Below are 23,805 nucleotides of genomic sequence, written 5' to 3'. Positions count from 1 at the left end.
CGAGGGCTTTTTTGATTCTGGTGATTGTAAAAGCTCAGGAACACGCTGGCGTATCCCTGCGGATGCTCCGCGCGTTGCGACCCCGGGTCGAGGCACCATCATCAAGGCCCTTGCAGAAATGCGAGGGCTTTTCGTTAAATTAAGCTGCTATATCAATTTAGATGAAAGCGCTGAAATGTCCGATGCGATGCATTCAACGTTACTACTGCTAATTACGAGTAAAATTTTAATTCCTTAGTCTTTCCTAATATTACCTTCCCACTATCGACCACGTTCTTGCTATCCAAGCTCTTGTATCTTTCGAAAATGTTTTTAAGTCAGTCTTTAATCAATTCATCTAAAAATGTCGTTATTGTCATAATTGACATAAAACAACTAAGTTACACAAATGTGAACAAAAGTATAATGGTAGAAGTTGTATTTTATATCCATACTTCGATCGTTATTTAAACAAACCGCCTGAAATGGTGAGTAGTGAGGTATTGATGTGGCTGCTATCGCTTATAGTTTTTTTGATTCAATGATGTCAAAAAAGAGTACCGCCTTTGTAACATCGTTCTTGTTGATGCTCGCAAGTTGGGGTCTTGAATTCTCACAGATAAATCATCTTGGCTTAGTGTTCAGTTCATGCTGTGTGATTTACCTTTTAATGGTGCTTCAGCAATCTGATGCAGCACCTAAAAATAGGAGCGCAGGAAGTCAGGTAGCGAATACCAGCGATGAGTCAACGGCCGCTGAATTTGAAGAGAAGCGCCATGGGAAGAGTAGCCATCAATTACAAGACACGCTTTATGATGTGAAAGACACCTTATCGGTGACGTCTTCAAACATCACTGACATTCTCACTACACAAAACGACGCGGTTACTACCTTAAGTGATGCGTTTCTGAGCCTACAATCACTGCTCTCGCAACAAGAATCCAGTATTCACAAATTGTTAAAAGATGATCAAAGCAGCGACCTTCCATATGCAGAGAAAATGCGTTCTTTTGCCAGTGATACAGATAATACGTTGACTAGCTTCATAGAATCCACAGAAGCCATGACTCAGTCTACGAAGTCACTTGAAAGCCAGGTTCAAACTATTCAACAAGCAATGCCTACTGTAATCGACGCCCTAGGGGGTATTGATGGCATTGCAGCACAAACAAATCTTCTTGCGCTAAATGCTGCGATTGAAGCCGCTCGTGCGGGAGAAGCCGGACGAGGGTTTGCGGTGGTAGCAGACGAGGTAAGAGCGCTATCAACTCGCTCAACCCAGTTTAGCGACGTGATCAAAAAGCAAATCGAGAACATCAAATCATTGATTGACCAGCTTACTGAGACAGCTGAGTTCGTAGCATCGCAAGATATTTCCCACGTTGTTAAAGCAAAAGACGGCATAAGTTTAGAGCTTAGCGGGATCATTCGAAAAGCAGAGTCCGACATTCAAAATGCCGATGGACTAGAAACAATCAGGCAGAAGTTGGCCGATGCAACAAACAGCGCCATTCGGGGTATGCAGTTCGGTGATATCAACAGCCAGAATTTAATTTATACGCAAGAAATTATCAGTTTTGTTACTGAACAGCTTGATTTGCTGTCTGCTGACAACGTCGAAGAAGTTCGAAATAGATTAATAAACTATAAAGACTCTTTGGCGCAGAGGGGGCAGGCTGACCACAACCCCGTATCAGCCACATCCATAGATGCAGGCGATATCGAGCTGTTTTAAAAGTGGACCCCCGGTTAGTTGTTATATCGCGATAAGATTTTTTACAAGCAGTAACGGCATTCTCAGCATGCCTATTCAATGAAAAACAGTGCAAAGGTGAATACACAATGAGTAAAAATATATTGGTTGTCGATGATTCTGTTTCTATTCGTCAAATGGTTGAAATGACGCTTAAGTCAGCAAATTATCAAGTCACCACTGCGCAAGATGGACAAGACGCTTTGGAGAAGTGTAGAGGGGCAAGCTTTGATTTTGTGCTAACCGATCAAAATATGCCCCGTATGGATGGTTTGTCTTTAGTGAAGTCGCTGCGAGGGTTAACTAATTTTAGGTCTACTCCCATTGTCATGCTCACTACTGAGGCGGGCGATGAAATGAAAGCAAAAGGAAAAGCTGCGGGTGCCACAGGATGGATGGTCAAACCGTTTGATCCAAACAAGCTACTTGATGTGATGAAACGAGTTCTTGGTTAAGCGATATTTTTCTTTTCAACGTCGTTAGGAGCAATCTCTCATGACAATAGATGTAACCCAGTTTCATGACGTATTTTTTGAAGAAAGTGATGAACATCTTCAAGACATGGAGCAGTTGTTAATGACGCTTGACGTAGACTGTCCTGACCAAGAGCAGCTTAACAGTATATTCAGAGCGGCCCACTCTATTAAAGGTGGCAGTGGTATTTTTAATTTCGACGCCTTAATGAATCTCACTCATGTGATGGAGAATCTATTAGATAAGGCGAGAAATCAGGAAATCCACGTTACCACCGGCATAGTAGATGTATTTTTACAAACGCTGGACGTTTTGAAAGACACCTTATCGGCCTATAAAGAAAAGACTGATCTCCCGCAAGCGCAGATAGATGCAAGCATCAAAGTGCTAGAAGACACATTGGCACAAGCATCACAAAGCAGTGTATCAGACCATAGTGACGTTCTCGAATGCACCAGTGACACTAATACTGACGAGATTGATGGATTTGGCTTCTTTGATGATGACGACGATTACGGCGTTATTAATAAAGTGTCTGAGGATGATTTAGATATAGATGCTGAAATAGCTGGCTTTGGTTTTTTTGATGATGAACCTAGTGAAGCCGAAGGGCAGCTGGAGGTTTCGGATAGAGAAATTAATGAACCAGAGCAGGTTGAAAAAAACGAAGTCGTTGATGAAGGGTTTGGTTTTTTTGAGCCAGAGAATCTCCCCGTTGCCCCCCCTATAAAAATCGAGGAGGCGAAAACCCCTTCGCAACCTATTGTTAAACCTGTGAAGCCAAAACCTAAAGCTGCTGCAAAAGAGGCGGCATCGATACGTGTAGATACTACCAAAATTGACGCTATGGTTAACTTAGTCGGTGAGTTAGTTATTACTCAGTCAATGCTTTCAAATGTGGGGCAAGAAGTAGAAGGTCAGATAGGCGAGCGACTGCAGCTAGCGATAGATGAGCTTCAGCGTAATACTCGAGAAATTCAAGAGTCGGTGATGTCTATGCGGATGTTACCAATAAACATGACGTTTAATCGTTTCCCAAGAGTGGTACGAGATTTATCAACCAAGCTTGGTAAGCAGGTTGATTTAGTTATCCAAGGTGGCAACACCGAAATTGATAAAAGCTTAATTGAAAAGCTGGTCGACCCACTCACTCATTTAGTTCGAAACAGTATCGATCACGGAATTGAAACTCCTGAAAAACGTATTGCTAGCGGAAAATCCGAGAAAGGTACTGTGATCCTTAGTGCAGAGCAAAAAGGCAGTAGCATCATCATAGGTATCATCGACGACGGGGCCGGTTTAGACAAAGAACGTATATTACAAAAAGCTTCGCAGAATGGATTACCTGTATCTCCCGATATGCCCGACAGCGAGATATGGCAACTTATCTTCCAGGCCGGCTTCTCTACAGCCGAAGAAGTAACTGATGTGTCAGGCCGCGGTGTGGGTATGGACGTGGTACGCCGAAACATTGAGTCCATCGGTGGTCGGATAGAAATAGAATCATCAAAGGGCGAGGGCTCTGCTTTTTACATCCATTTGCCGCTAACGCTAGCCATAGTCGATGGCATGTGTGTGTCAGTAGGTCAGCAAATATTTGTTATACCACTTCTAAATGTTATTGAGTCATTTCAACCTACATCATCGCAACTGAAGACACTTGGAAATGAGCAAGTGCTGTGGATTCGAGATCGTTATTGGCCCTTAGTTTCCCTAACCCAATTAATGGAAGTCGATGATGGCGTTACTGAGCCTACTCAAGGCATTGTTGTGCTACTTGAGAGCAGTAAAAAGCGCTACGGCGTTCTGGTTGACTCTCTTGTCGGACAGCAACAGGTGGTGATTAAAAGCCTAGAACAGCATTACAAAAAAGTCGCAGGTATTGCCGGCGCAACCATTATGGGCGACGGCAAAGTTGCCATGATCATCGATGCCGATTCAGTGGCAGTTAATTGCGCCACTGTAAAAAATAGCGAGGTTTCAGTATGAGTGAAGCAGTACTTCAACAGGCAGTAAGTGCGTCTAAAGAAAGCGAGTTTTTGAGTTTCATATTAGGCGAAGAACACTATGCACTGGACATTACAACGGTTAAAGAAATACGCGGTTATGAGCAGGTAACAAAAATTGCTAATGCACCCTCTTTTATCAAGGGCGTGATTAATTTGCGAGGCGATATTGTTCCAATAGTAGATTTACGTTTGAAATTTAACGTGGGTGAAGCGACTTATAATCAATTCACTATCGTCATTATGTTGAACGTACATGACCGCATTGTGGGAATAGTAGTAGACGGCGTCTCAGATGTAATAAGACTCTCTGAAGGGGACATACTTCCTCCGCCGGAATTTGGTGTTTCTTTTGATAGTAAATACTTACACGGGTTGGCTGACATCGATGAAAATATGGTGATTTTAGTCAATATAGAAAGCCTTATCACCAGTAATGAATTGGGTCTAGTTGAGACAAAAACAGCATCGGTAGAGGAAGAATAAAATGGGAATCATGACGTGGATAGAAGACTTTACTAGGTCGACTGAATTTACACAGGCTCTTTGCAACAAACTGGCTTTAGACGCTACCTCAAGTAGCATCATTATGACGAATGCAGAAGGCAATATCGTTTATGCGAATGGTTCGATGAAGCAGCTTATAAATCAGAATGAGCACGTTTTTACCACTGCATTTCCGTCCATATCGGTCAGTAATATTGAAGGGATGGATGTAGAACTTTTCTTTAAACATTCCCCTTTGCTGTGCAAAAAATTTAACGATCTCACTTCAAAGACATCTTCCGAGATGAAGATTGGGCCCCTGACGTTTGAACTTACGTTTACGCCGTTTTTTGATGAGAGCAATAATCAAATTGGTACGATGATCGAGTGGGTCGATCTATCAAAAAAGCTTATTAAAGACACGATGCTAAATGCACTGGATAAGGCGCAGGCGGTCATTGAATTTACGCCTGAAGGCATCATCGTGGCTGCCAATGACAATTTCTTAAATGCACTAGGCTACTCGTTAGACGAGATAGTAGGCAATCACCATAAAATGTTTTGTGATGCCAGTTACGTGAAGTCTTCGGAATATAGCGAATTTTGGCGAACGCTCAAAAGTGGCAAGCTTCACAGCGGCGAATTCTGTCGGCTTGATAAGCAGGGTAAAGAGATATGGATCCAGGCTTCATATAACCCAGTCCTTGACGGCGATGGCAATGTAATACGCGTTGTGAAATTTGCTACCGATATCACAGCGACCAAACTAAAGAACTCTTATTATGAAGGGCAAATCAATGCCATCAACAAAGCTCAGGCTGTTATTGAGTTTGACTTAGACGGTTACATATTAACGGCCAACGAAAACTTCTTAAACACGGTAGGTTATAGGTTAGAAGAGGTGCAAGGTAAGCACCACAGTATGTTTGTGAAAGATGATTACAAACGTTCTACTGAATACGCACAGTTTTGGGAACAGTTGCGACAGGGCTCCATGTTTAACGACGAGTTTGAGCGAGTGGGGAAAGACGGCAATTCAGTGTGGATCCAAGCATCTTATAACCCAATAATTGATCAAAATGGTCGCCCATACAAAGTGGTGAAATTTGCTTTAGATATTACAGGCCGCAAGCAAGCCATTAGTGATATCAGACATGCGATGAACGAACTGGCTCAGGGTAATTTAGATTGCAAAATTGAACATGAATTTGAGGATGAGTTCCAAGACTTAGGCAATTCGATTAACCGTTTTATCGGTGATATGCGCCGTATTATAGGTACAATCAATGATGTGATGAGCAGGCTGTCTAATGGCGACCTTACCGCGGTTATCGAAGACGAATTTGAAGGTGAATTCCAAGTTTTAGGTGACGCGATTAATCAATTCGTTAATCAAATGTCAGGCACCATCGGCTCTATTTACGAGGCGGTAGAAACAATAACAACAGCATCTTCTGAAATTGCTACCGGCAACTCTGATTTGTCTAGTCGCACCGAACAGCAAGCGTCAAGTTTAGAAGAAACCGCATCGAGCATGGAGGAGCTCACAGGTACCGTGAAGCTTAATGCTGAAAATGCTGAGCAGGCAAATGCGCTTGCGTCGCAAAGTTGTGATATTGCGACCAAAGGCGGCGACCTTATCCGACAGGTAGTTGATACCATGTCATCTATCAATGCATCTGCTCAAGAAATTTCAGACATCATAGGTGTTATCGACGGTATAGCGTTTCAAACCAACATACTTGCGCTAAATGCGGCGGTTGAAGCCGCAAGAGCGGGAGAGCAAGGAAGAGGTTTCGCAGTTGTTGCCTCAGAAGTAAGAAGCTTAGCGCAACGTTCAGCAGAAGCAGCTAAAGAAATTAAGGAGCTTATTTCAGGCTCGGTAAGCAAAATTGATGGTGGCAATAAGTTAGTCAATCAGTCTGGCGACACCATGGAAGAAGTTGTCACCTCGATTAAACGCGTAAACGATATTATGTCTGAAATTGCTGCTGCAAGCTCAGAACAAGCCTCTGGTATTGAAGAGGTGAGTAAAGCAGTAGTACAAATGGATGAAATGACTCAGCAAAACGCTGCGTTAGTGGAGGAGGCCGCTGCGGCAGCTGAAAGCTTGCAACAGCAGGCGAGTGGATTATCAGAGCGTGTAGCCACGTTCAAAATAGGTGAATCCCATAAGACACAGCAACAGCCTGTGCCTACAGCAAGGCTCTCTCACCAATCCCACAGAACGGCATCGGTTGCCTCGCTGACTAATCACAGAGCGCTACAACCTAAAGTACCTAGCAGCGATGAGTGGGAATCGTTCTAAAACATAAAGCGGCTGTCCTTCGGGGAGTCGCTTTTTTATTGTGTTTATCGAAATAAATTAATAAGGCTAAATTATGGGTGTTTTTAATCTTTTTCAAAATGACGAACTCATCGCTGCACAAAGTTTAACTAGATTCCAAGAGCAAGCGTTAAGTGAAAGTAGCGCGTGTTTGATGTTGGTAGACGGGAGTGGGGCGATAACGTTTGCGAACAAGGCATTTTTTAAATTGGCAGAAGAATACGCTGCTAAGTTTAGAGAGCATTTGCCCTCAATTAACTTCCACTCATTAAACGGAATGGCTTTGTGTTCATTTTTTGCTAACCATAAAGAGTTGAGCTCTCGCTTTGAACATTGCCAAACAAAAGACACCTTTCTGCTGCCTATTGGAGAGCTGATATTTACATTGAATGTCTCTGTTATTAACAGCGCAGAAGGAGAGATGCTCGGTTATATGGTTGAGTGGGTCAACGATCAAGAGCTTCAGTATAAAACTGGGCTATTAAATGGACTGGACAGAAGCCAAGCCATAATTGCTTTTACTCCCGATGGGATAGTGGAAGATGTTAACGATAACTTCTTGCAAGCGACTGGATATACAAAAGACGAGCTAATAGGCCGGCACCATCGACTATTCGTTACTACCGAGTATGGTGTGTCTGAGGAATATAAGCACTTTTGGGCACAGCTTCGAAGTGGCGAAAAAAATACCGGTGAATATTGTCGAGTTGCGAAAAGTGGTGAAAAAATCTGGATCCAAGCATCTTACAATCCTATTTATGACAAGCTGGGTAACATTGTTCGAGTAGTTAAGTTTGCAACCGTCATAACAGAGCAAAAACGCAAAAATGCGAATTACGAAGGGCAAATCAATGCAATAGGTAAGTCACTAGCAGTTATTGAATTTGATCTTCAAGGTAATATCCTTTTTGCCAATGAAAACTTCTGTTCAACCACAGGGTATGACCTGGGTGAAATAAAAGGCCAGCACCACAGTATCTTTGTTGAGCCTAACTATAGAATGAGCCCAGAATATGCTGCATTTTGGCGAGACTTAAAAAAAGGGGATTATAAGGCTGGCGAGTTTAAGCGAATAAGAAAAGACGGCAGCGAGCTTTGGATCCAAGCGTCTTACAACCCAATATTCGATGAATTTGGTCACCCAGTTAAAGTAGTAAAATACGCGTCAGATGTGACAGAGCAAAAAATGCAAAATGCGTTTAATTTGGGACAAATTAACGCTATAGGCAAATCTCAGGCCGTCATCGAGTTCGATACGCACGGCAATATTATTACTGCAAACGATAATTTCCTCGCAACCGTTGGTTATACCCTCGAGGATATCGTAGGCAAGCATCATTCTATCTTTGTTACCGAGACTGAGCGTGATTCTGAAGACTATCGCACCTTTTGGGAAAAGCTAGCTCAGGGGCAGTTCTATTCCGGCGAGTTTCATCGCGTTGCCAAGGATGGTTCAGACATATGGATTCAAGCAACATATAATCCGATTTTAGACGTTAATGGTAAGCCGATTAAGGTTGTTAAGTACGCGAGTAACATTACGGAACAAAAAGTACAAAACGCTTATTTCGAGGGGCAGTTGGAGGCTATTGGAAAGTCTCAGGCAGTAATAGAATTCAATATGGATGGAATTATTCAAACTGCTAACAAAAACTTCCTTCAAACCGTTGGTTACACCCTGGATGAAATAAAAGGTAAACATCACAGTATGTTTGTTGATGCTAGCTATCGTTCAACCCATGAGTATGCAGCATTCTGGGAGTCGCTGAGAGAAGGCACATTTTCAAGTGGAGAGTACAAGCGAATAGGTAAAAACGGAAAGGAGATCTATATTCAAGCAACCTACAACCCAATCCTTGATCACAATGGAAAGCCTTTCAGGGTAGTCAAGTTTGCGACAGATATTACTGGCAGAACTCAGGCGATAGATGAAATTAAGCACGTAATGGAACGATTGACGGAAGGCGATTTGACGGTAAGTATCGAGCATGCGCTTGAGGGCGAGTTTAAAGTGCTTGGAGGTTCAATAAACCAGTTTATCGAAGAAATGCGAGGCACCATACTAAACATCAATTCTGCTGTTGAGACAATTAATACCGCTTCAAGTGAAATTGCCTTAGGTAACTCAGACCTCTCGTCACGCACAGAGCAACAGGCTTCAAGTTTGGAAGAAACCGCATCCAGTATGGAAGAGTTGACTAGCACGGTTAAGCTAAACGCAGAAAATGCTGAGCAAGCTAATGCACTAGCGGCACAAGCAAGCCAAATTGCGACTGAGGGCGGAGATGTCATTGGCAAAGTAGTTAATACAATGACGCTTATCAATGATTCAGCTCAGGAAATTTCAGATATCATTGGTGTGATTGACGGCATTGCATTTCAAACAAATATATTAGCATTGAATGCAGCGGTAGAGGCCGCAAGGGCTGGAGAACAAGGCCGTGGGTTTGCTGTTGTTGCCTCCGAGGTTAGAAGCCTTGCTCAACGGTCTGCTGAAGCCGCTAAGGATATCAAGGAACTCATTTCCGATTCGGTAAGTAAAATTGCCAGCGGAAACCAGCTAGTAGTTAAATCAGGCGACACAATGGGCGAAGTCGTCACCGCTATTAAGCGCGTAAACGATATCATGTCAGAAATCGCCGCTGCGTCATCTGAACAAGCTGCAGGGATTGAGGAAGTCAGTCGAGCAGTGGTTCAAATGGACGAAATGACACAACAAAATGCAGCGTTAGTGGAAGAGGCAGCAGCTGCATCAGATAGCTTAAAGCTTCAATCCGCAGAATTGAGCGATCGTGTAGCTGTATTTGAAACAGAAAAGGGTACAAGTAAAGGGCATCAATCTAATGGTTTGGCAGGTCATCGAACGCGTTTAGGTTTAACACCAAGAGCCGTCTCTAATACGCTAAACCATCGTACGAATACGGTAAACAATAGGAAGGTATTGTCTCCTGCATTGCCAAAAGATGCTGAGTGGGAGTCTTTTTGATGGGAGCCATGCCACCTAAAATAGCATCGACACGGGAGTTCGCCTTTGAAAAGGGGGACTTCCTTAAAGTGCAACAAATGCTATTTAAAAAAGCGGGTATTAAACTAACCGATGCAAAAGAGGCAATGGTTTATAGTCGCTTAGCGAGGCGAATAAGAGCGAAGGGTTTAACAAGCTTTAGTGAATATTTAGCGGTTGTTGATAGGTCTGAGAATGAGCTAGAGCAATTTATAAATGCGCTGACGACCAACCTAACATCGTTTTTTAGAGAGCCTCACCATTTTACTGCGCTGGCTGATTACCTAAGAGATAACCCGCAGGTTACCACAATTTGGTGTGCTGCAAGCTCCACAGGCGAAGAGCCTTATTCAATTGCGATGGTTGTTGCAGAGGTCTTCGGGAGCTTTAAAACGCCTATTAAAATAATTGCGTCAGATATCGACAGCAAGGTTTTAGCCAAGGCTAAAGAGGGAGTGTATCCACTTGCGACAATTGCAAAGGTATCTGAGTCTAGGCAAAAGCAATTTTTTCATAAAGGCAAAGGCAGCTTTGAAGGTAAAGTGCGCGTGGTGGAAGAATTACGGCAAATGGTGCAGTTTAAAAAGCTCAATTTAACTGAACCTAAGTGGAGTATAAGCTCACCATTAGACGTTATTTTCTGTCGAAATGTAATGATATATTTTGATAAACCGACGCAGCTTAAAGTACTGACTAAAATGGTTGGAATGTTAAAGCCGCAAGGGCTCTATATGGCGGGGCATTCCGAAAATTTCAATATGCACACTAATCTTGTAAGGCCGGTAGGTAAAACCATATATCGTCCGGTCAAATAGGAGTGCCAGTGCACACTAGCGATTTCGATTCTCCTATTGCTTATTATGATAAACGCTTCGGCGTTCAGGCTATTAAGCTTCTTCCGGGACAGTATGCAGTGACTAAACAAGAAAAGCTGTTAGTTACAGTTTTAGGCTCTTGTGTTGCTGCGTGCATCTACGATCCCATGACGGGAGTAGGTGGAATGAATCATTTTATGTTACCCACAATAAACAAAACGGCGAATGAGCTAGAGCAAACGGAGTGCACGGCAACAAAGTATGGTGTTTATGCCATGGAAGTGTTGGTAAACGAACTTGTCAAAGCAGGTGCTGATAAGCGCAGGCTAGAAGCAAAGGTATTCGGCGGTGGACGGGTTGTTCCATCATTCATTCAGCATGATGTAGGCCGATTCAATGCAGAGTTTGTTGTCAGCTTTTTAAATACAGAACGCATTCCTATAGTGGCAAGTGATTTATGCGAAGAGTATGCCCGCAAGATTTATTTCTTTCCTGCAACGGGAAGCGTGTTCATGAAGCGAATTAATGAATTAAATAACGCCACTATTATTGAGCGGGAGAGTCAGCATCGCTGGAAACTCTCAGAGCGCAAGTTAGTTGGCAGTGTTGATATATTCTAGGAACGTAAGTGATGACAATTAAAGTGTTAGTTGTAGATGATTCGGCATTGATAAGGCAGATATTGGGCGAAATAATAAAAAGTGAGCCTGATATGCAATTAGTTGGTGCTGCGCCAGATGCTTTTGTCGCAAAAAAGTTAGTGCAAGAAACTCAACCAGACGTTATTACCCTTGATATTGAGATGCCTAAAGTTGACGGTTTACGATTTCTTGAGGTACTCATGAGTGCTCGGCCCACGCCGGTGGTAATGATATCTACCCTCACTGAAAAGGGAGCAGATGCAACGTTCCGCTCCCTAGAGTTGGGCGCAGTCGATTTTGTGGCGAAGCCCAAAATTGGAGTTGCTGAGGGCATGGCTGCCTATCATGAAATGATTGTCGAAAAAATTAGAACCGCTGCACGGGCGAGAGTCAAAAAGCCAGCGAAGAGTGCAGGCGAAGTATCGACGATAAAGCCAATCAGCTACCAAGGCACAGAAAAACTCATTGCTATTGGCGCTTCAACTGGAGGCACTGAGGCAATAAAAGAAATACTGTCAACTTTTCCAGCCAATGCACCTGCGACAATTATCACTCAACATATGCCTGCGGGATTTACAACGACTTACGCAAAGCGATTAAATTCAATATGTCATATAACCGTAAGAGAGGCTCGAGGGGGCGAAAGGCTTTTGCCAGGACAAGCCTATATTGCGCCAGGCGATAAACATATGGAAGTTGAGCGAAGCGGTGCTGATTATCGGATAAGGCTTACAGACGGTCCTCGAGTTTCGGGTCACAAGCCTTCTGTCGATACTCTTTTTTATTCGTTATGTAAAAGTGCTGGTAGCAATGCTATTGGTATATTGCTTACAGGGATGGGCAGTGATGGGGCAACGGGATTACTTGAACTGTATAACGGTGGTAGTGAAACATTTTGCCAAGATGAGGCAAGTTGTATTGTTTATGGCATGCCTAAAGTGGCGATAGAAAAAGGCGCAGCCAAAAATATTGTTTCGTTGTCTAATATGGGCAAAGAAATTTTACAAGCGGTCGATAAGATGGACGCAGGGAGCAGGTTGTAGGCACATAGGTCAGTGAGCGAGATACCACGCTTTTTATATACCTAAGTTAACTAGGGCGTATCGATCTTTGTTGTACTAGTTTAGCCCCCTTCGGGCAGCGCCTGTGAGCTATTTATCCTACGTTGAATGATTTCGATTTAGCCCGCTAGACCTTCAACCATTCGCCTTGTCTAAATAGCTCACAGACCGCTGCAAAAATGTACAGCAAAGATCAATACGCCCTTACTCTATAACCACAGTAAAAAACACTTTTAGACTAAAGAGGTCGTTGAGACTTAGCTGATAAGATGTTTAACTACGCGTGATGATTAATGTTGTTGCCATAACCTGCTGTTTTATGGCCACTACTAGGGATGGGTTAATTGTCAAAACTTGCAAAATGCTTAAATCTATACCATAACTGATGGCGTGTTGATAAGAGTCGGTAGTCTTATTCAAATGAAATGGTCGGTATAAGGGTGTGTTAAAAATAAGCAGATTTATTACTGCGTATATTTTTCAACACCTAACAAGAATAAATGACCTGCTATAGTTTTTATCAGATTTAGGGCAAATCAAACCCAGTGTAACTGGTACATAACTTATAAAAAATTATACGAGTAATCGGGGACTCTTATGAAACAGCAAACACTTATCGCACTATCGGCCATCGTATTCTCTTCCTCTGCATTAGCAAACGGTGGGTTCGAGCCTACTAAAAAAGAATGTGTAAATGTTGGCAAAGAAATTATTCGAGTGAGTAGCGAGATGAACACCGCGTCATCGGGTATTCAAAAATCTTGGCTCAAGCGTCAATTAAACGCCTTAAATACCAAGCGTAGTTCTTGCAGTACAGAAGGTTTCCAAGCGAAACGTCCGGAATTAGCAAAGCTTTAATACGCTCACTTCATACCGAATTAAAAAAAGACCTTGCCGTAAGCAATGTCTTTTTTTTGCGCTACTTAATTAAGTAGATAATCAAGCGTTAAAAACAGAAGGGATTAACTGGTCTAGCGATTCAATAGAGTAGTCAGGAGCCAGCCCTAGTGGGTACATCATTTTACCCGGGCGTTCGACAAACGCAGTATTAAGGCCTGCCGCTTTAGCGCCACTCACATCCCAGCCATGTGCCGCAACCATTAATGTATCGTCAGGTGCTACCTCAGCCTGTTGGCAGGCCCAGTGGTAAACACTTGGATAAGGTTTGTATGTGCGGATAGATTCTACGCTCAGCACAATATCAAAATACGATTTAATATTGGCATAAGACAGCTGTGCATCTAACCCTGCACTAGAAGAGTTTGATAATGCTATTAGCGTGACGCCTTTTTCCTTTAAGGCTTTTAGCGTAGCCGCAACATCGTCGTGTGGTGGCAGAGAAGTAATGTGCTGTTTAATCGTTTGCTTGGCGTGTTCTTGGGTCAATTGAATACCCTTGCTGTATGCAACCATCACCAGTGCTGCTGCCCCAATGTCTATAAAATCATGAAACTGAGAAGAAGCAACATCAACCAAACTGTGATGAAGTAAATTGGCGAACCACAGATCAACCAGGGTTTCATCGCCATTTAATACTTCAGCAAGTCCAGTTTTCATTGCATTAATATCAAGAAGTGTCTCATTAACATCAAAAATTAGCGCTTTGATCATTGTTATCGTTCCCTTATACAAATGTCATTGCACAAGACTAACGATTACTGATATTGAATGACATAAGCATCTCATCAAGAATGTCATCTAAATTAGACAGTTTCTCCGATGTAATGAATATACTCATGTTCGATTGCACCTTAATATCACCGGTAGATAGCTCTTCTTCAAAGGTATTATCCAGAGCAGTTTGCACTCGCTCTAAAAACGTTCGCGCGCTTATTTCATCAATATTATGTAGGCACAATATAAATTGCTCTGGGCCAAAACGGCCAAGAATATCGCTGCCTCTCACCACGTGTTGAAGTGTTTTGGCTATCTCTCTTAGTACGTAGTCACTTTTTGTGGAGCCAATCTTTTGATTTAGCTCGCGAAAGTTGCTCAAATCAAAAATCGCAATAGCGATAGCTCGTCCATCTTCTGGGGTATCAAGCTTGTTGATACGGCTGATAGACGTTTGTGCATTGAGTAATTGCGTTGCAGGGTCGATTGCCTTAGCGGCGAGGTGCCGTTTACGAAGATAAAAGCCTAAGCCTGCTATTAGTAATAAAACAATGGCTATTGCGGCGAAAAGCGTGTTTTTACGTAAACGCTCAGTTCTTTCTATCTCAAACTCTAAATCGTGTATTTTATTGTATAAATTTGCCGCACCGAGAATTTTAGCAGAGCTTTGGTTAGCCTTTTGCTTTTTATTAACCGACTTTGTATAAGCTTCGTGGGCAGACTTAGCTCCTTCTAAATCGTTCAAAGCAATATACAGCGCTAAGTTAAAGCTAAGGTAGTCTAGGTTCTCTCGAAACTTAGGAGGAATAATGGTCTCATTCTTTTTCATGCTATTGAGGTAATTCTCAACACAAGGAATGTCGTTTTTAAATAAGCATATCTCCGCTACATGCCATTCATATAGCGATTGATAGAATGAATTCGATATCGCAGATATTGCCTCTTTAAACTGAGGTAGGTAGTACCCTAATTTGTTGAAGTCTCTTTGTTTTCGGTAATAGAGTTGCAGCGAATATTGATACAAAAAGTTAGTGTAAGAATTGCTAATTTCTTGGTTCAGCTGCCCAAGCTCTAATATACGCTTATAAGCCTCGTCTGTTTGACCGCTTGAGGCGAGTGAAACAATAGCGCTGATCAAAATCGACACCTTGTTACTACCTTTATACACCTGTAAACCAAGTTCGTGCGCTTTAATATATTGCTCGGCAGCGAGTGCATGCTGCCCTAAGCTTCCATAAACAAGGCCTATGCTATTGCGAATATGTGCGAGTTCACCTGGGCTGCCCTTATCTGAATATCTATCTAACACGTTGAACATTTTGCCTAATCGCTCGGCAATAGAATCTGCTTCTGAGCAATAGGTAATAATAGCTAGCGAGGCACTAGTAAATATGTCGCTGTGCTCAACAGGAGATGAGAGGGTTTTGGCCCGTTCATAAAACTGGCAGCGAGCAGGGTTTTCTTTCGTATCGTAAATAAACCCTATTTGATAAATGGCTGAAGCAAACGCATAAGAGGTTGTATCAATATTAGGTTGTTCAATACTTTCAAGAAGTTTTTTTAGCGCTTCTTCATGTTTACCGCTGCAAATTAAGAAATGAGTTCGTGCAGTGGAAAGTGCGAAGCGCTGATTGCCTGTAAGAGATTCTTTTGCCAAAGTGGTGTCTAACTCAGAAAGCAAGCTAGCGTCAGGGCAGTCGTAAGATACAGTTCGCACCTTGGCTATAAAGGCTTCAATATCGCCGTTAGCTGCCAATGAAGAGCGACTAAAAAATAACGCGGTTACTGTAAAGAGTGTTATCGATAAAATAGATGCAAAATATGTCGAGCGCATATTGTTTCTTTTCTAATTTTTTTTTGCAATCATAGCTAGTTATCGCCACAACTACCACCCAACGTGCCCATAAGTCTACTTTTTACGAGCACAAAAAAGAAGACTTATGGGAAATGTAAGTTAATGAATGGTGTTATCGCCAAAGCTTACTAATATACCAACGCCCACCAAAGCGATGACCGACCACAATAAAGTCGCTTTAGTGGCTTTCTCTCCTAATACAAAGGCAACACCAAGAGACATTAATGCGCTGGTAGCGATTAGAGTTTGTACTACAGCTGCTTTCGCGTAGGCAAACGCAAACATCTGTAGATAAATTGCTGCTGTTGTACCCAGTAATGTTGCTACAACAAAGGCGGGCCATACGCGTTTGCCTTCAGTAATAACGGGTAGCCACCGAGTTTTTGTTACGGCAATAAAGGGCACAACAAACACCATACCGCCCACAAGCCGCAAAAAGGCTGCACTTGCGGCATCAACGTCGCCGCTTCCTAAAATATCGCGACTAACCACTGCGCCAACAGCCTGACATAGCGCGGCTCCAACACCATATAAATAGCCGCTGGTGGCGAATACATGAGTAGCGCTACGCTTACGAGCTTTAATAACCATATCGACAGAAAAAAGCACTACAGCCACGCCTATCCACTGCTGCCATGTAATCCACTCGCCGATAAAGGCCATGGCGAATAGGGCAGTGAATAATGGCGCAAGAGTTTCAGCAACAAGTACAGCTTGGCTGTCGCCAATGCTTTGCAGCGCTTTGAAAAAACACGTATCGCCAATGCCAATGCCAATAAAGCCACTCACCAACAGCCAGACAACGGCGTTAGTTGAAAATAAAGCAGGCTGCACCGCAATCAATACAACGCTAAGCAACGCAATGGAGATTAAGCCCTTCCAAAAGTTCATGGTAAGTGGCGAAAACGCGTTTCCTATACCGCTGAACAAACGTGCCGCAATAGCCCAGCAAAGCGCAGTTCCTAATGCTGCAAATACACCCATGAATAACCCTTCTGTGGTGAGGTATAACGAAAAAGAGCGGTTATGCTAATGCAAAGAGAGAGTTTAGGTAAGCCTGTTCTTTGATATCCATGTAAACACAAAGGTTTTTAATCTAAACGTAACGGAATACGTATGTTGTTAGTGGCATATTCATACCTAGATTTTTTAAACCTATTATTTGAGAGCGCACATGAATTTAGATGGTGTTAAAGGCGTTATATTCGACCTAGACGGTACATTAGTAGAGTCGAGTTTAGATTTTACAATAATGCGGAAAACCATTGGGTGCCCTTTAGATGAAGACATACTCACGTTTGTTGATGCGATAGACTGCGAACGAAAAAAGGCGGATGCCCACAATACTATTTTGCAGCATGAACTGGACGACGCTCGGAATGCGAAGTGGCTGAGTATAGGTCAAAAGATGGTAGAAAAGGCGCAAGAGCACAACTTGCCCATGGCCATAGTAACTAGAAACTGCAGAGAGGCCACAGCAATTAAGCTAGCGAACAACAACATCCCCATAGATTATGTGCTCACGCGAGAAGATGCCCCGGCAAAGCCTGATCCAACTGCACTACTCATGGTTGCGAAAGAATGGCAGCTACAACCTGCAGACTGCCTATATGTGGGCGACTTTATTTATGACCAGCAGGCTGCTGAGAATGCAGGTATGCAGTGGTTGATGGTTTAGACTACGACCCTTATGTCAGGCTTCTTGGGTTTCAAGGGGCCTACAGGTAAGATATTGTAGTGGTCGAACTCCATTACAAGAAAGCTCTCTCCTCCATATACTTTAGTATAGTCTTTAGCATCAAGCTCTTGTTTGTTTAAAAAATGTTCGTTATTCATAATCTTTTCCTTTGTAAAATTTAATAGACTCGATAGAGCGATATTAATTAGATAGTTAAAAAGAGATTACGGAAATGTGTATAAGGACATTATCACTCACAATTGGGTATCGGATAGGGACTGTCCCAATTTTGATGTTTTTCCTTTTGTCTTCCTTTTTTACGGATGGGGTGTATGCCGATGGCCTTGTGGGGCGAACTGTTTTTGCCGGAGTCCCAGCCGGTGTTATCCGGGACGTTGAAGTTGATGAAAGTATAGTTTACGTAGCGGCTGAAAACGGGGTGTTCCAAATCGTAGGTGCGTTGACGGAACAGTTGCTATTTAATGATACGGGTTCTGAAACCGGAATAATTTCAGACATTCATCTTGATGGTGAGTATCTTTGGATAACTGAATACGGTGTTGGTGTGTTTAAGTTAAATTTACACACGAGAGACGTTGAAAAAGTTTTTTCAGAGTATGGTTGGTCAGAATCAGTATGGTCGATGGCTACGACAGATAGAAATATCGCTTTTTCAATTATCAATAACGTTATCGTTATAGACAAAGAAACAAACACGCCTTCCACTGTAAATAGTCAATTAACGAGCTTTTCGATAAAAGACGCATATTCAATTGGTGCGTCATCTGATAATAAGTTTCTTGTTGCAACAAGAGACAGTTTTCTAACTCTATCTCCACTATCCAATCAAATAGAAAACGCCATGTTGTCAGAAGATTTTCCTGCTATTAATTACGCAACTTTCGTAAGGGAAATTGATGGAAGTATTTATTTGGGCGGAGATGGTGGCTTTTATGTAATTGAGCCTGAGATGAGCATCCCACGTTTTATTCAACAAAAAAGCGATACTTTTAACGATGTCGAGTTTGTAAATAAAAGTAATGGCGGTGAATTATGGGTATCAGATGGAACACTCTGGCAGTTAAAAGCTGGGGAGTTAGTTCGCCCCCAATTTTTGAATCCTATTGTTGGCTCCGAATCGATAAAAACAATTGTTAAAATTGTCGATGGACCAGACAACTCGTTGTTAATAGCGTCATCGCAGCTCGGGCTCTTAGCCTTATCTAACTCTCAAAAAGCTATCAACCTGGTCTCCTTTAATAGTATTCCGTTACGAGATAATATCGGTGATGTTTTCTTAGGTTCAAAGCAAGTTTTAGTTCAAACAAAAAGTGGCGTATTTGACCTTGAAAAACAAACTGGCGTAATAACAAAAATTATTGAATCAAACCAATTCGTTAATGGCTGTTTAAGTTACGAAGAGCGACTTTTCTCGCAAATTTCAAATGTTTCATCAACAAAATTCTGTTCAAGCTCATATCGTCATGTAGTTCCGGTTTCAGCGACTGAACATTATATTTACTATGATAACGGAACTAATGCTTACTATTATGCAATAAGCTCGGATGATGTTGTTGATCAGTTTGAAGCGCCTAGATTCCTCATTACTAGTTCGCAGCTCTCAAGCGGAGAGTTGGCTGGTTTTGATGCATTCGATAATCTTCACTTTCAGCTATCAAAATTTAGTTGGAGAAACGTAAAGGCAGAAGAAGCGAGGTGGCAGGGTATCCAGTGTTTGCTGGAAAAAGTAGATTTCTTTGTAGTCTGTACTTCGGGCGCAGGTCTTAAGCTTATCAATAAAAAGAGTGGAGAAATCTCTAATTTTGAGGACTTTCATCAGCATGATCTGAGGTTTATTCGCGGTGGTGTCGTGTCTTCTAACGGCAACCTTTGGGTTGCAACTAACATGGGATTATTCGTTCAATCTGCATACGGAAATAAAGCGGTAAAGCTGACCGAAACGGAAGGCATATTCGACATTGATTTCGAGTATAGAGGCGTCATTGATTTGGGGGGGAGATTGCTGGTATTGGGTGACAAGTATTCGTATATTATTGATGAAATGAGTTTTCTGAGAGAACTTCCTCAGAATGATAATTTACACGCTAATGTGATAACTACTCATGTCGAATGGAATGATGGTAAAGGAACGCATGTAAAATACTTCCCTGATAACAAGTCTCTTAAATTTCCAAATAGTTTTAGTAATGCTTCTATCGGTTTCGTATCCGATAGTTTTTTATATAATGGATTACATAAACTTGAATATAGGTTCGATAAAAAGGAGGGAGATTGGGTAGAGCATACAAAAGCAGACATGGTGATATCACTGAGCGATCTAGGCTTTGGAGAGCATTTCGTCCAAGTTAGGAGTAAGAGTCCTACTGCGTCTGCCGCGATTACTACTCTACGATTTGATATAGCGCCACCTATCTGGCTGTTATCGCAGGCAATACTTGCCTATTTTGTTATATTTATATTATTACTCACTACATGGCGAATGGGCTATTTGGGTCCTTTAATTCAGTACTGGCGTTCATCCCCTCTCTACCGCCAGCTCACCCGTTATGAAATAACCGATGGCGAATCAAAATTTGAAAAGATGCTGAAAAGTAAAGAGCGACATATCAGCGAAATAACGCATGAGCTAAAAACGCCTATTCAAATCATTCAGGGTACGCTGTCTAGCGTCAAAGAAACCACCAAAGAAAGCGATAGCGTTTTAAAAAGCATTCAACTGAACATGAAGCGGGTGGAACAGCTAGTTAATCAAATGCAAAAGGATACCCCTAGAGCATCTGCGGTCTCCGATTATTTTACTACCTATACCACAGAAAATATGGCTCATATAGTCAATGCGCTAGAGCCTTTAGCAAAAGCAAAACGACAAAATTTAGATATGCGAATAAAAGGGGGCGGCACAGTTTCCTTAATCACCGATAGCCTCGAAAAAATTGTGGTTAATTTGGTTGGAAATGCAGTCAAATACACTCCTGAGCTAGGAACCGTAAAGGTAGTGTTCGCAATTGAAGCTAAAATATTCAAGATAACGGTGACAGACAATGGTGCAGGTATTGCGCAAGAACAGCACGAACATGTATTTGAACGTTTTACCCGATTTAGCAATGATGAAAAAGGCGAGGGTTTAGGTTTATCCATCGTTAAAAATTTAGTGGAATTAAATCAAGGCGAAATCCAGCTAGACAGTAAACAAGGTGGAGGCACCAAAATTTGTGCAGTATTCCCCATTGATGATACCGAATACATTAACGCTCAATCAGACATGCAAGACACAGCGCAATGGCAAGGAGACAGAAAAACCCTGCTGATCGTGGATGATAGCAGAGAATTTCGAACCTACTTATTTGACCTTTTGTCACCAAAGTACCGTTGTTTAGTCGCGAAGAATGGTAAGCAAGCTTTTGAAGTATTGCGAACCCATATAGTGTCGTTGGTAATTTGTGATCAGCTAATGGGTAAGTTTGATGGCTTATCTCTTACTAAGGAAATAAGAGAGCATGACTCTCTAGGGTCAACGCCTATTCTTATGTTTACCGCGAGTTCAGATCCTACCGTCGAACAAATAGCATTAGAAATGAAAGTAGATTATTACTTAATGAAGCCAAGTTCGAATCAGGAAATTGAAATGCGTGTCGAGCATCTATTGGCCATGCGGGATACACATGTGCAGCTTGAGAAAAGCATCGATACCGAACTGTTCAAATATGGCTGCTTGAATATTCCAGAGTTTAAGACTGAAAAGGACATGGCGTTTTATCTTAACTTTATTGCAGTGCTTGAAAATCATTATCAAGACGAAGGCTTTAGTCGGGATCAGGCTGCACAGGCACTGCTTATAAGTCCGCGAAGTTTAAATCGTCGTATGGCAGAGCTATTTGATTACAACTTTAGCGAATTCCTTTCTCGCTATCGCATTGAAAAGTCGATACCTATTTTGCTAGAAGGAAGCAGCATATTAAATGCCTGTTTAGATGTGGGGTTTGCAACATCGGCGTACTTCTCAACTTCGTTTAAAAGAATAATGGGCATACCGCCTAAAAAATTCGTAGAGCAACGAGGCAATACGCCTATTCAATAATACGGAGTGAGAGAAAGATCAAATGTATCTCCGCCTCTCCGCTAAAAAGCCAATTAACATAAACGATGCTACAAAGCCTGCGCCTTGGTATTGCCAAGGTAAGTAGGCTATGACGTGTTTTAAAAAGGGGGCGCCGTATAAAGTGAGTGCTCCGTAGCCAAATGCACACAGCACAACAAACAGACTTATTCTGATAGTAAAGTGGTAGGGGGCTAAAATACGTTTTACGTGACCATTTATAATATCACCGTATACCACCAAAATAGTCGCCATCAGCATAATGCTCATTTCTGTATAGTATGGGCTAAGTGCCCGTGATAGCGCGCTGAATAATTCGTTCATGTAAATCTACTGCTCAATATTTATCTAATCGTGAAGCTAATAGCATGGAAATGCCATTAGCATTCACTATCTAGCTGAAACTATAATTCTACTTATAGAGTAGTAGTTCGAAAAGCTTTACCTTCCCTAAAGACAGTATCATTTTGAATGGGCTTACGAGTCACACTTTATTAGTTATCTTCAATAGGCTTTGCGATAGATGTTTTCAATATCATCAACACTTAATTGTTTAGGGTTGTTGCGTAGTAATCGGGTTACTTTGCTAGCATCTTCTGCTAGTTGAGGAATTACACTTTCTGGAATATCGAATTCTCTTAAGGTGCGTGGTATGCCTACATCACTACATAATTTCTCTACTGCGTTTAATAAAGTAGTAATCGCAATGTCTTTCTTGCTATCCGGCGGGCAAAGTTTAAGCAACAGTGACACGGCAAATAGTTTGTCGGCGCAAAAAGGTGCATTCGCTCGCAGCACATGAGGTAACATAACCGCGTTGCTCATGCCATGTGACAAGTGAAAGCGTCCGCCCAGCGGATAAGCTAAAGCGTGAACCGCACCCACGCCGGCATTTCCAAATGCAAGGCCAGCCATTAAACTGCCAGTAGCCATCTGTTCCCTAGCCACGAGATTTTCACCATTTCTGTACGCATGAGGTAAAGAATGAAATATCAGTGTCATCGCCTTTTCGGCAAGTGCGTCGGTTATGGGGCTCGCGTTTACTGAAATAAATGCTTCCAACGCATGAACAAAAGCATCAACTCCACTAGCAGCAGTAATAGATTTAGGGCATGAAAGCGTCAGCTCTGGTGCCACTATTGCTACATCAGGTAACAAGCAGTGGCTTACAATCCCTTTCTTTACCTTTTCGATAGGGTCGGCAAGTATGGCAATATTGGTAACCTCCGAACCAGTACCTGCAGTTGTTGGCAGTACAATGAGTGGTAGTGACCTTTCCTTTATCAGGTTTTCACCAAATAAATCAGAAATACTTCCTTTATAGTCGTATGTGGCTGCTACAACCTTTGCCGCATCTATTGCACTTCCGCCTCCTAGTGCAATAACACCATCTATCTTAGTGTCACGAAGTTGGCGTACTTTATTTTCTATAATGGTGACTTCGGGCTCGGCGGGAATATCATCAATAACGAGGGTTGGCTCAAACGGTAACTTGGCAAGCAACAAGTCGAATAGCCCCGCTTGAGAGACACCTTTATCAGTCACTACCGCAAATGAGCTTATAGATAGTCGATTGATTTCGTCTGCAAGTGCATTAATGGCACCAGCACCGGTAATGAGTTTGCCAGCAGTTTTGAATTCAGAAATCTTCATGTTGTCTTGGTTACTCTTTATATGGGTAGTATTCACTAATCTATAGTAGATAACGCTATATACAAATTAGTTGCGTTTATACTTTTCGACAACTCTTACATATTGCTAATTAGATATTTGGTGATACATAAGAGGCAATGAAGTAGTGAGGCTTTACCAAATTTGCACAATAAAAATCCGTTTTGTTCGAAGATTATTCAAAAAAACGAAATATGACAGTTTTTTGAAAATACTTGTTGACGTGAGCGCTCAGATCCCTAAAATTCGCATCCGCTTCGGGGGAAAAGCAAAACGACTTACCCAGCTCTTAGCAAGAGAAGCAAGTCATTACTAACCTCTAAGG

Annotated in this window: 19 protein-coding genes; 13 read left to right on the top strand and 6 right to left on the bottom strand. The window is 42.1% G+C overall.

The annotated features are described in order from the left end of the window. The 11 genes from JV36_RS19830 to JV36_RS0101680 form a co-directional block, all read left to right on the top strand. Nucleotides 1–238, top strand: a 238-nt coding sequence (locus tag JV36_RS19830; RefSeq protein ID WP_032095905.1) for a hypothetical protein, incomplete at its 5' end; no start/stop codon positions are given. A gap of 249 nt (nucleotides 239–487) precedes the next feature. Continuing rightward, nucleotides 488–1,714, top strand: coding sequence for a methyl-accepting chemotaxis protein (locus tag JV36_RS20005; RefSeq protein WP_032095904.1), 1,227 nt, complete (start codon nucleotides 488–490; stop codon nucleotides 1,712–1,714). A 107-nt stretch (nucleotides 1,715–1,821) separates the two neighbouring features. Continuing rightward, a complete protein-coding gene (locus JV36_RS0101720) occupies nucleotides 1,822–2,187 on the top strand; it encodes a response regulator (RefSeq protein ID WP_032095903.1) in 366 nt (121 codons plus the stop codon). A gap of 40 nt (nucleotides 2,188–2,227) precedes the next feature. Further along, nucleotides 2,228–4,195, top strand: coding sequence for a chemotaxis protein CheA (locus JV36_RS0101715; RefSeq protein ID WP_032095902.1), 1,968 nt, complete (start codon nucleotides 2,228–2,230; stop codon nucleotides 4,193–4,195). Next, nucleotides 4,192–4,698: a chemotaxis protein CheW gene (locus tag JV36_RS0101710; protein WP_032095901.1), complete on the top strand. Its 507-nt coding sequence runs from the start codon at nucleotides 4,192–4,194 to the stop codon at nucleotides 4,696–4,698. Before JV36_RS0101715 ends, JV36_RS0101710 begins: the two co-directional genes overlap by 4 nt. 304 nt (nucleotides 4,699–5,002) lie before the next feature. Beyond that, nucleotides 5,003–7,006, top strand: coding sequence for a methyl-accepting chemotaxis protein (locus tag JV36_RS0101705; RefSeq protein ID WP_442853179.1), 2,004 nt, complete (start codon nucleotides 5,003–5,005; stop codon nucleotides 7,004–7,006). Nucleotides 7,007–7,079: 73 nt separating this feature from the next. Further along, nucleotides 7,080–10,010: a methyl-accepting chemotaxis protein gene (locus tag JV36_RS0101700; protein WP_032095899.1), complete on the top strand. Its 2,931-nt coding sequence runs from the start codon at nucleotides 7,080–7,082 to the stop codon at nucleotides 10,008–10,010. A gap of 8 nt (nucleotides 10,011–10,018) precedes the next feature. Then, nucleotides 10,019–10,843, top strand: coding sequence for a CheR family methyltransferase (locus JV36_RS0101695; protein WP_032095907.1), 825 nt, complete (start codon nucleotides 10,019–10,021; stop codon nucleotides 10,841–10,843). Between the two features lie 2 nt (nucleotides 10,844–10,845). Beyond that, nucleotides 10,846–11,463, top strand: coding sequence for a chemoreceptor glutamine deamidase CheD (cheD, locus tag JV36_RS0101690; protein WP_416360032.1), 618 nt, complete (start codon nucleotides 10,846–10,848; stop codon nucleotides 11,461–11,463). 11 nt (nucleotides 11,464–11,474) lie between these two features. After that, a complete protein-coding gene (locus JV36_RS0101685) occupies nucleotides 11,475–12,527 on the top strand; it encodes a protein-glutamate methylesterase/protein-glutamine glutaminase (protein ID WP_032095897.1) in 1,053 nt (350 codons plus the stop codon). Nucleotides 12,528–13,142: 615 nt separating this feature from the next. Continuing rightward, nucleotides 13,143–13,403: a hypothetical protein gene (locus JV36_RS0101680; protein WP_032095896.1), complete on the top strand. Its 261-nt coding sequence runs from the start codon at nucleotides 13,143–13,145 to the stop codon at nucleotides 13,401–13,403. An 81-nt stretch (nucleotides 13,404–13,484) separates the two neighbouring features. On the opposite strand, the gene JV36_RS0101675 is transcribed toward JV36_RS0101680, so the two are convergent. The 3 genes from JV36_RS0101675 to JV36_RS0101665 form a co-directional block, all read right to left on the bottom strand. Continuing rightward, nucleotides 13,485–14,156, bottom strand: a complete 672-nt coding sequence (locus JV36_RS0101675; RefSeq protein WP_032095895.1) for a haloacid dehalogenase type II — start codon at nucleotides 14,154–14,156, stop codon at nucleotides 13,485–13,487. A gap of 37 nt (nucleotides 14,157–14,193) precedes the next feature. After that, nucleotides 14,194–15,993, bottom strand: a complete 1,800-nt coding sequence (locus tag JV36_RS0101670) for a GGDEF domain-containing protein (protein WP_032095894.1) — start codon at nucleotides 15,991–15,993, stop codon at nucleotides 14,194–14,196. A gap of 120 nt (nucleotides 15,994–16,113) precedes the next feature. Continuing rightward, a complete protein-coding gene (locus JV36_RS0101665) occupies nucleotides 16,114–16,998 on the bottom strand; it encodes a DMT family transporter (protein WP_032095893.1) in 885 nt (294 codons plus the stop codon). 190 nt (nucleotides 16,999–17,188) lie between these two features. Between JV36_RS0101665 and JV36_RS0101660 the strand changes: the two genes are divergently transcribed. After that, entirely contained in the window at nucleotides 17,189–17,692 is a 504-nt protein-coding gene (locus JV36_RS0101660; RefSeq protein WP_032095892.1) for an HAD family hydrolase, read from the top strand. Here the strand turns inward: JV36_RS0101660 and JV36_RS19745 are convergent. Next, nucleotides 17,689–17,850, bottom strand: coding sequence for a hypothetical protein (locus tag JV36_RS19745; protein WP_200883125.1), 162 nt, complete (start codon nucleotides 17,848–17,850; stop codon nucleotides 17,689–17,691). The genes JV36_RS0101660 and JV36_RS19745 overlap by 4 nt on opposite strands. A 134-nt stretch (nucleotides 17,851–17,984) precedes the next feature. On the opposite strand from JV36_RS19745, the gene JV36_RS0101655 reads away from it, so the two are divergent. Next, nucleotides 17,985–21,791: a hybrid sensor histidine kinase/response regulator transcription factor gene (locus JV36_RS0101655; protein ID WP_235207731.1), complete on the top strand. Its 3,807-nt coding sequence runs from the start codon at nucleotides 17,985–17,987 to the stop codon at nucleotides 21,789–21,791. 18 nt (nucleotides 21,792–21,809) lie between these two features. Here JV36_RS0101655 and JV36_RS0101650 read toward each other — a convergent pair whose 3' ends face one another. Continuing rightward, on the bottom strand, nucleotides 21,810–22,133 hold the full coding sequence (locus tag JV36_RS0101650) for a DUF3392 family protein (RefSeq protein WP_032095891.1): 324 nt from the start codon (nucleotides 22,131–22,133) through the stop codon (nucleotides 21,810–21,812). 180 nt (nucleotides 22,134–22,313) lie between these two features. Next, entirely contained in the window at nucleotides 22,314–23,462 is a 1,149-nt protein-coding gene (locus tag JV36_RS0101645; RefSeq protein WP_032095890.1) for an iron-containing alcohol dehydrogenase, read from the bottom strand. Nucleotides 23,463–23,805 lie beyond the last annotated feature (343 nt).

The organism is Alteromonas sp. LOR (genome assembly GCF_000753865.1).
Taxonomy (GTDB): domain Bacteria; phylum Pseudomonadota; class Gammaproteobacteria; order Enterobacterales; family Alteromonadaceae; genus Alteromonas.
The sequence above is the reverse complement of the archived record's forward strand: the minus strand, read 5'-3'. Positions and strand labels throughout refer to the sequence as shown.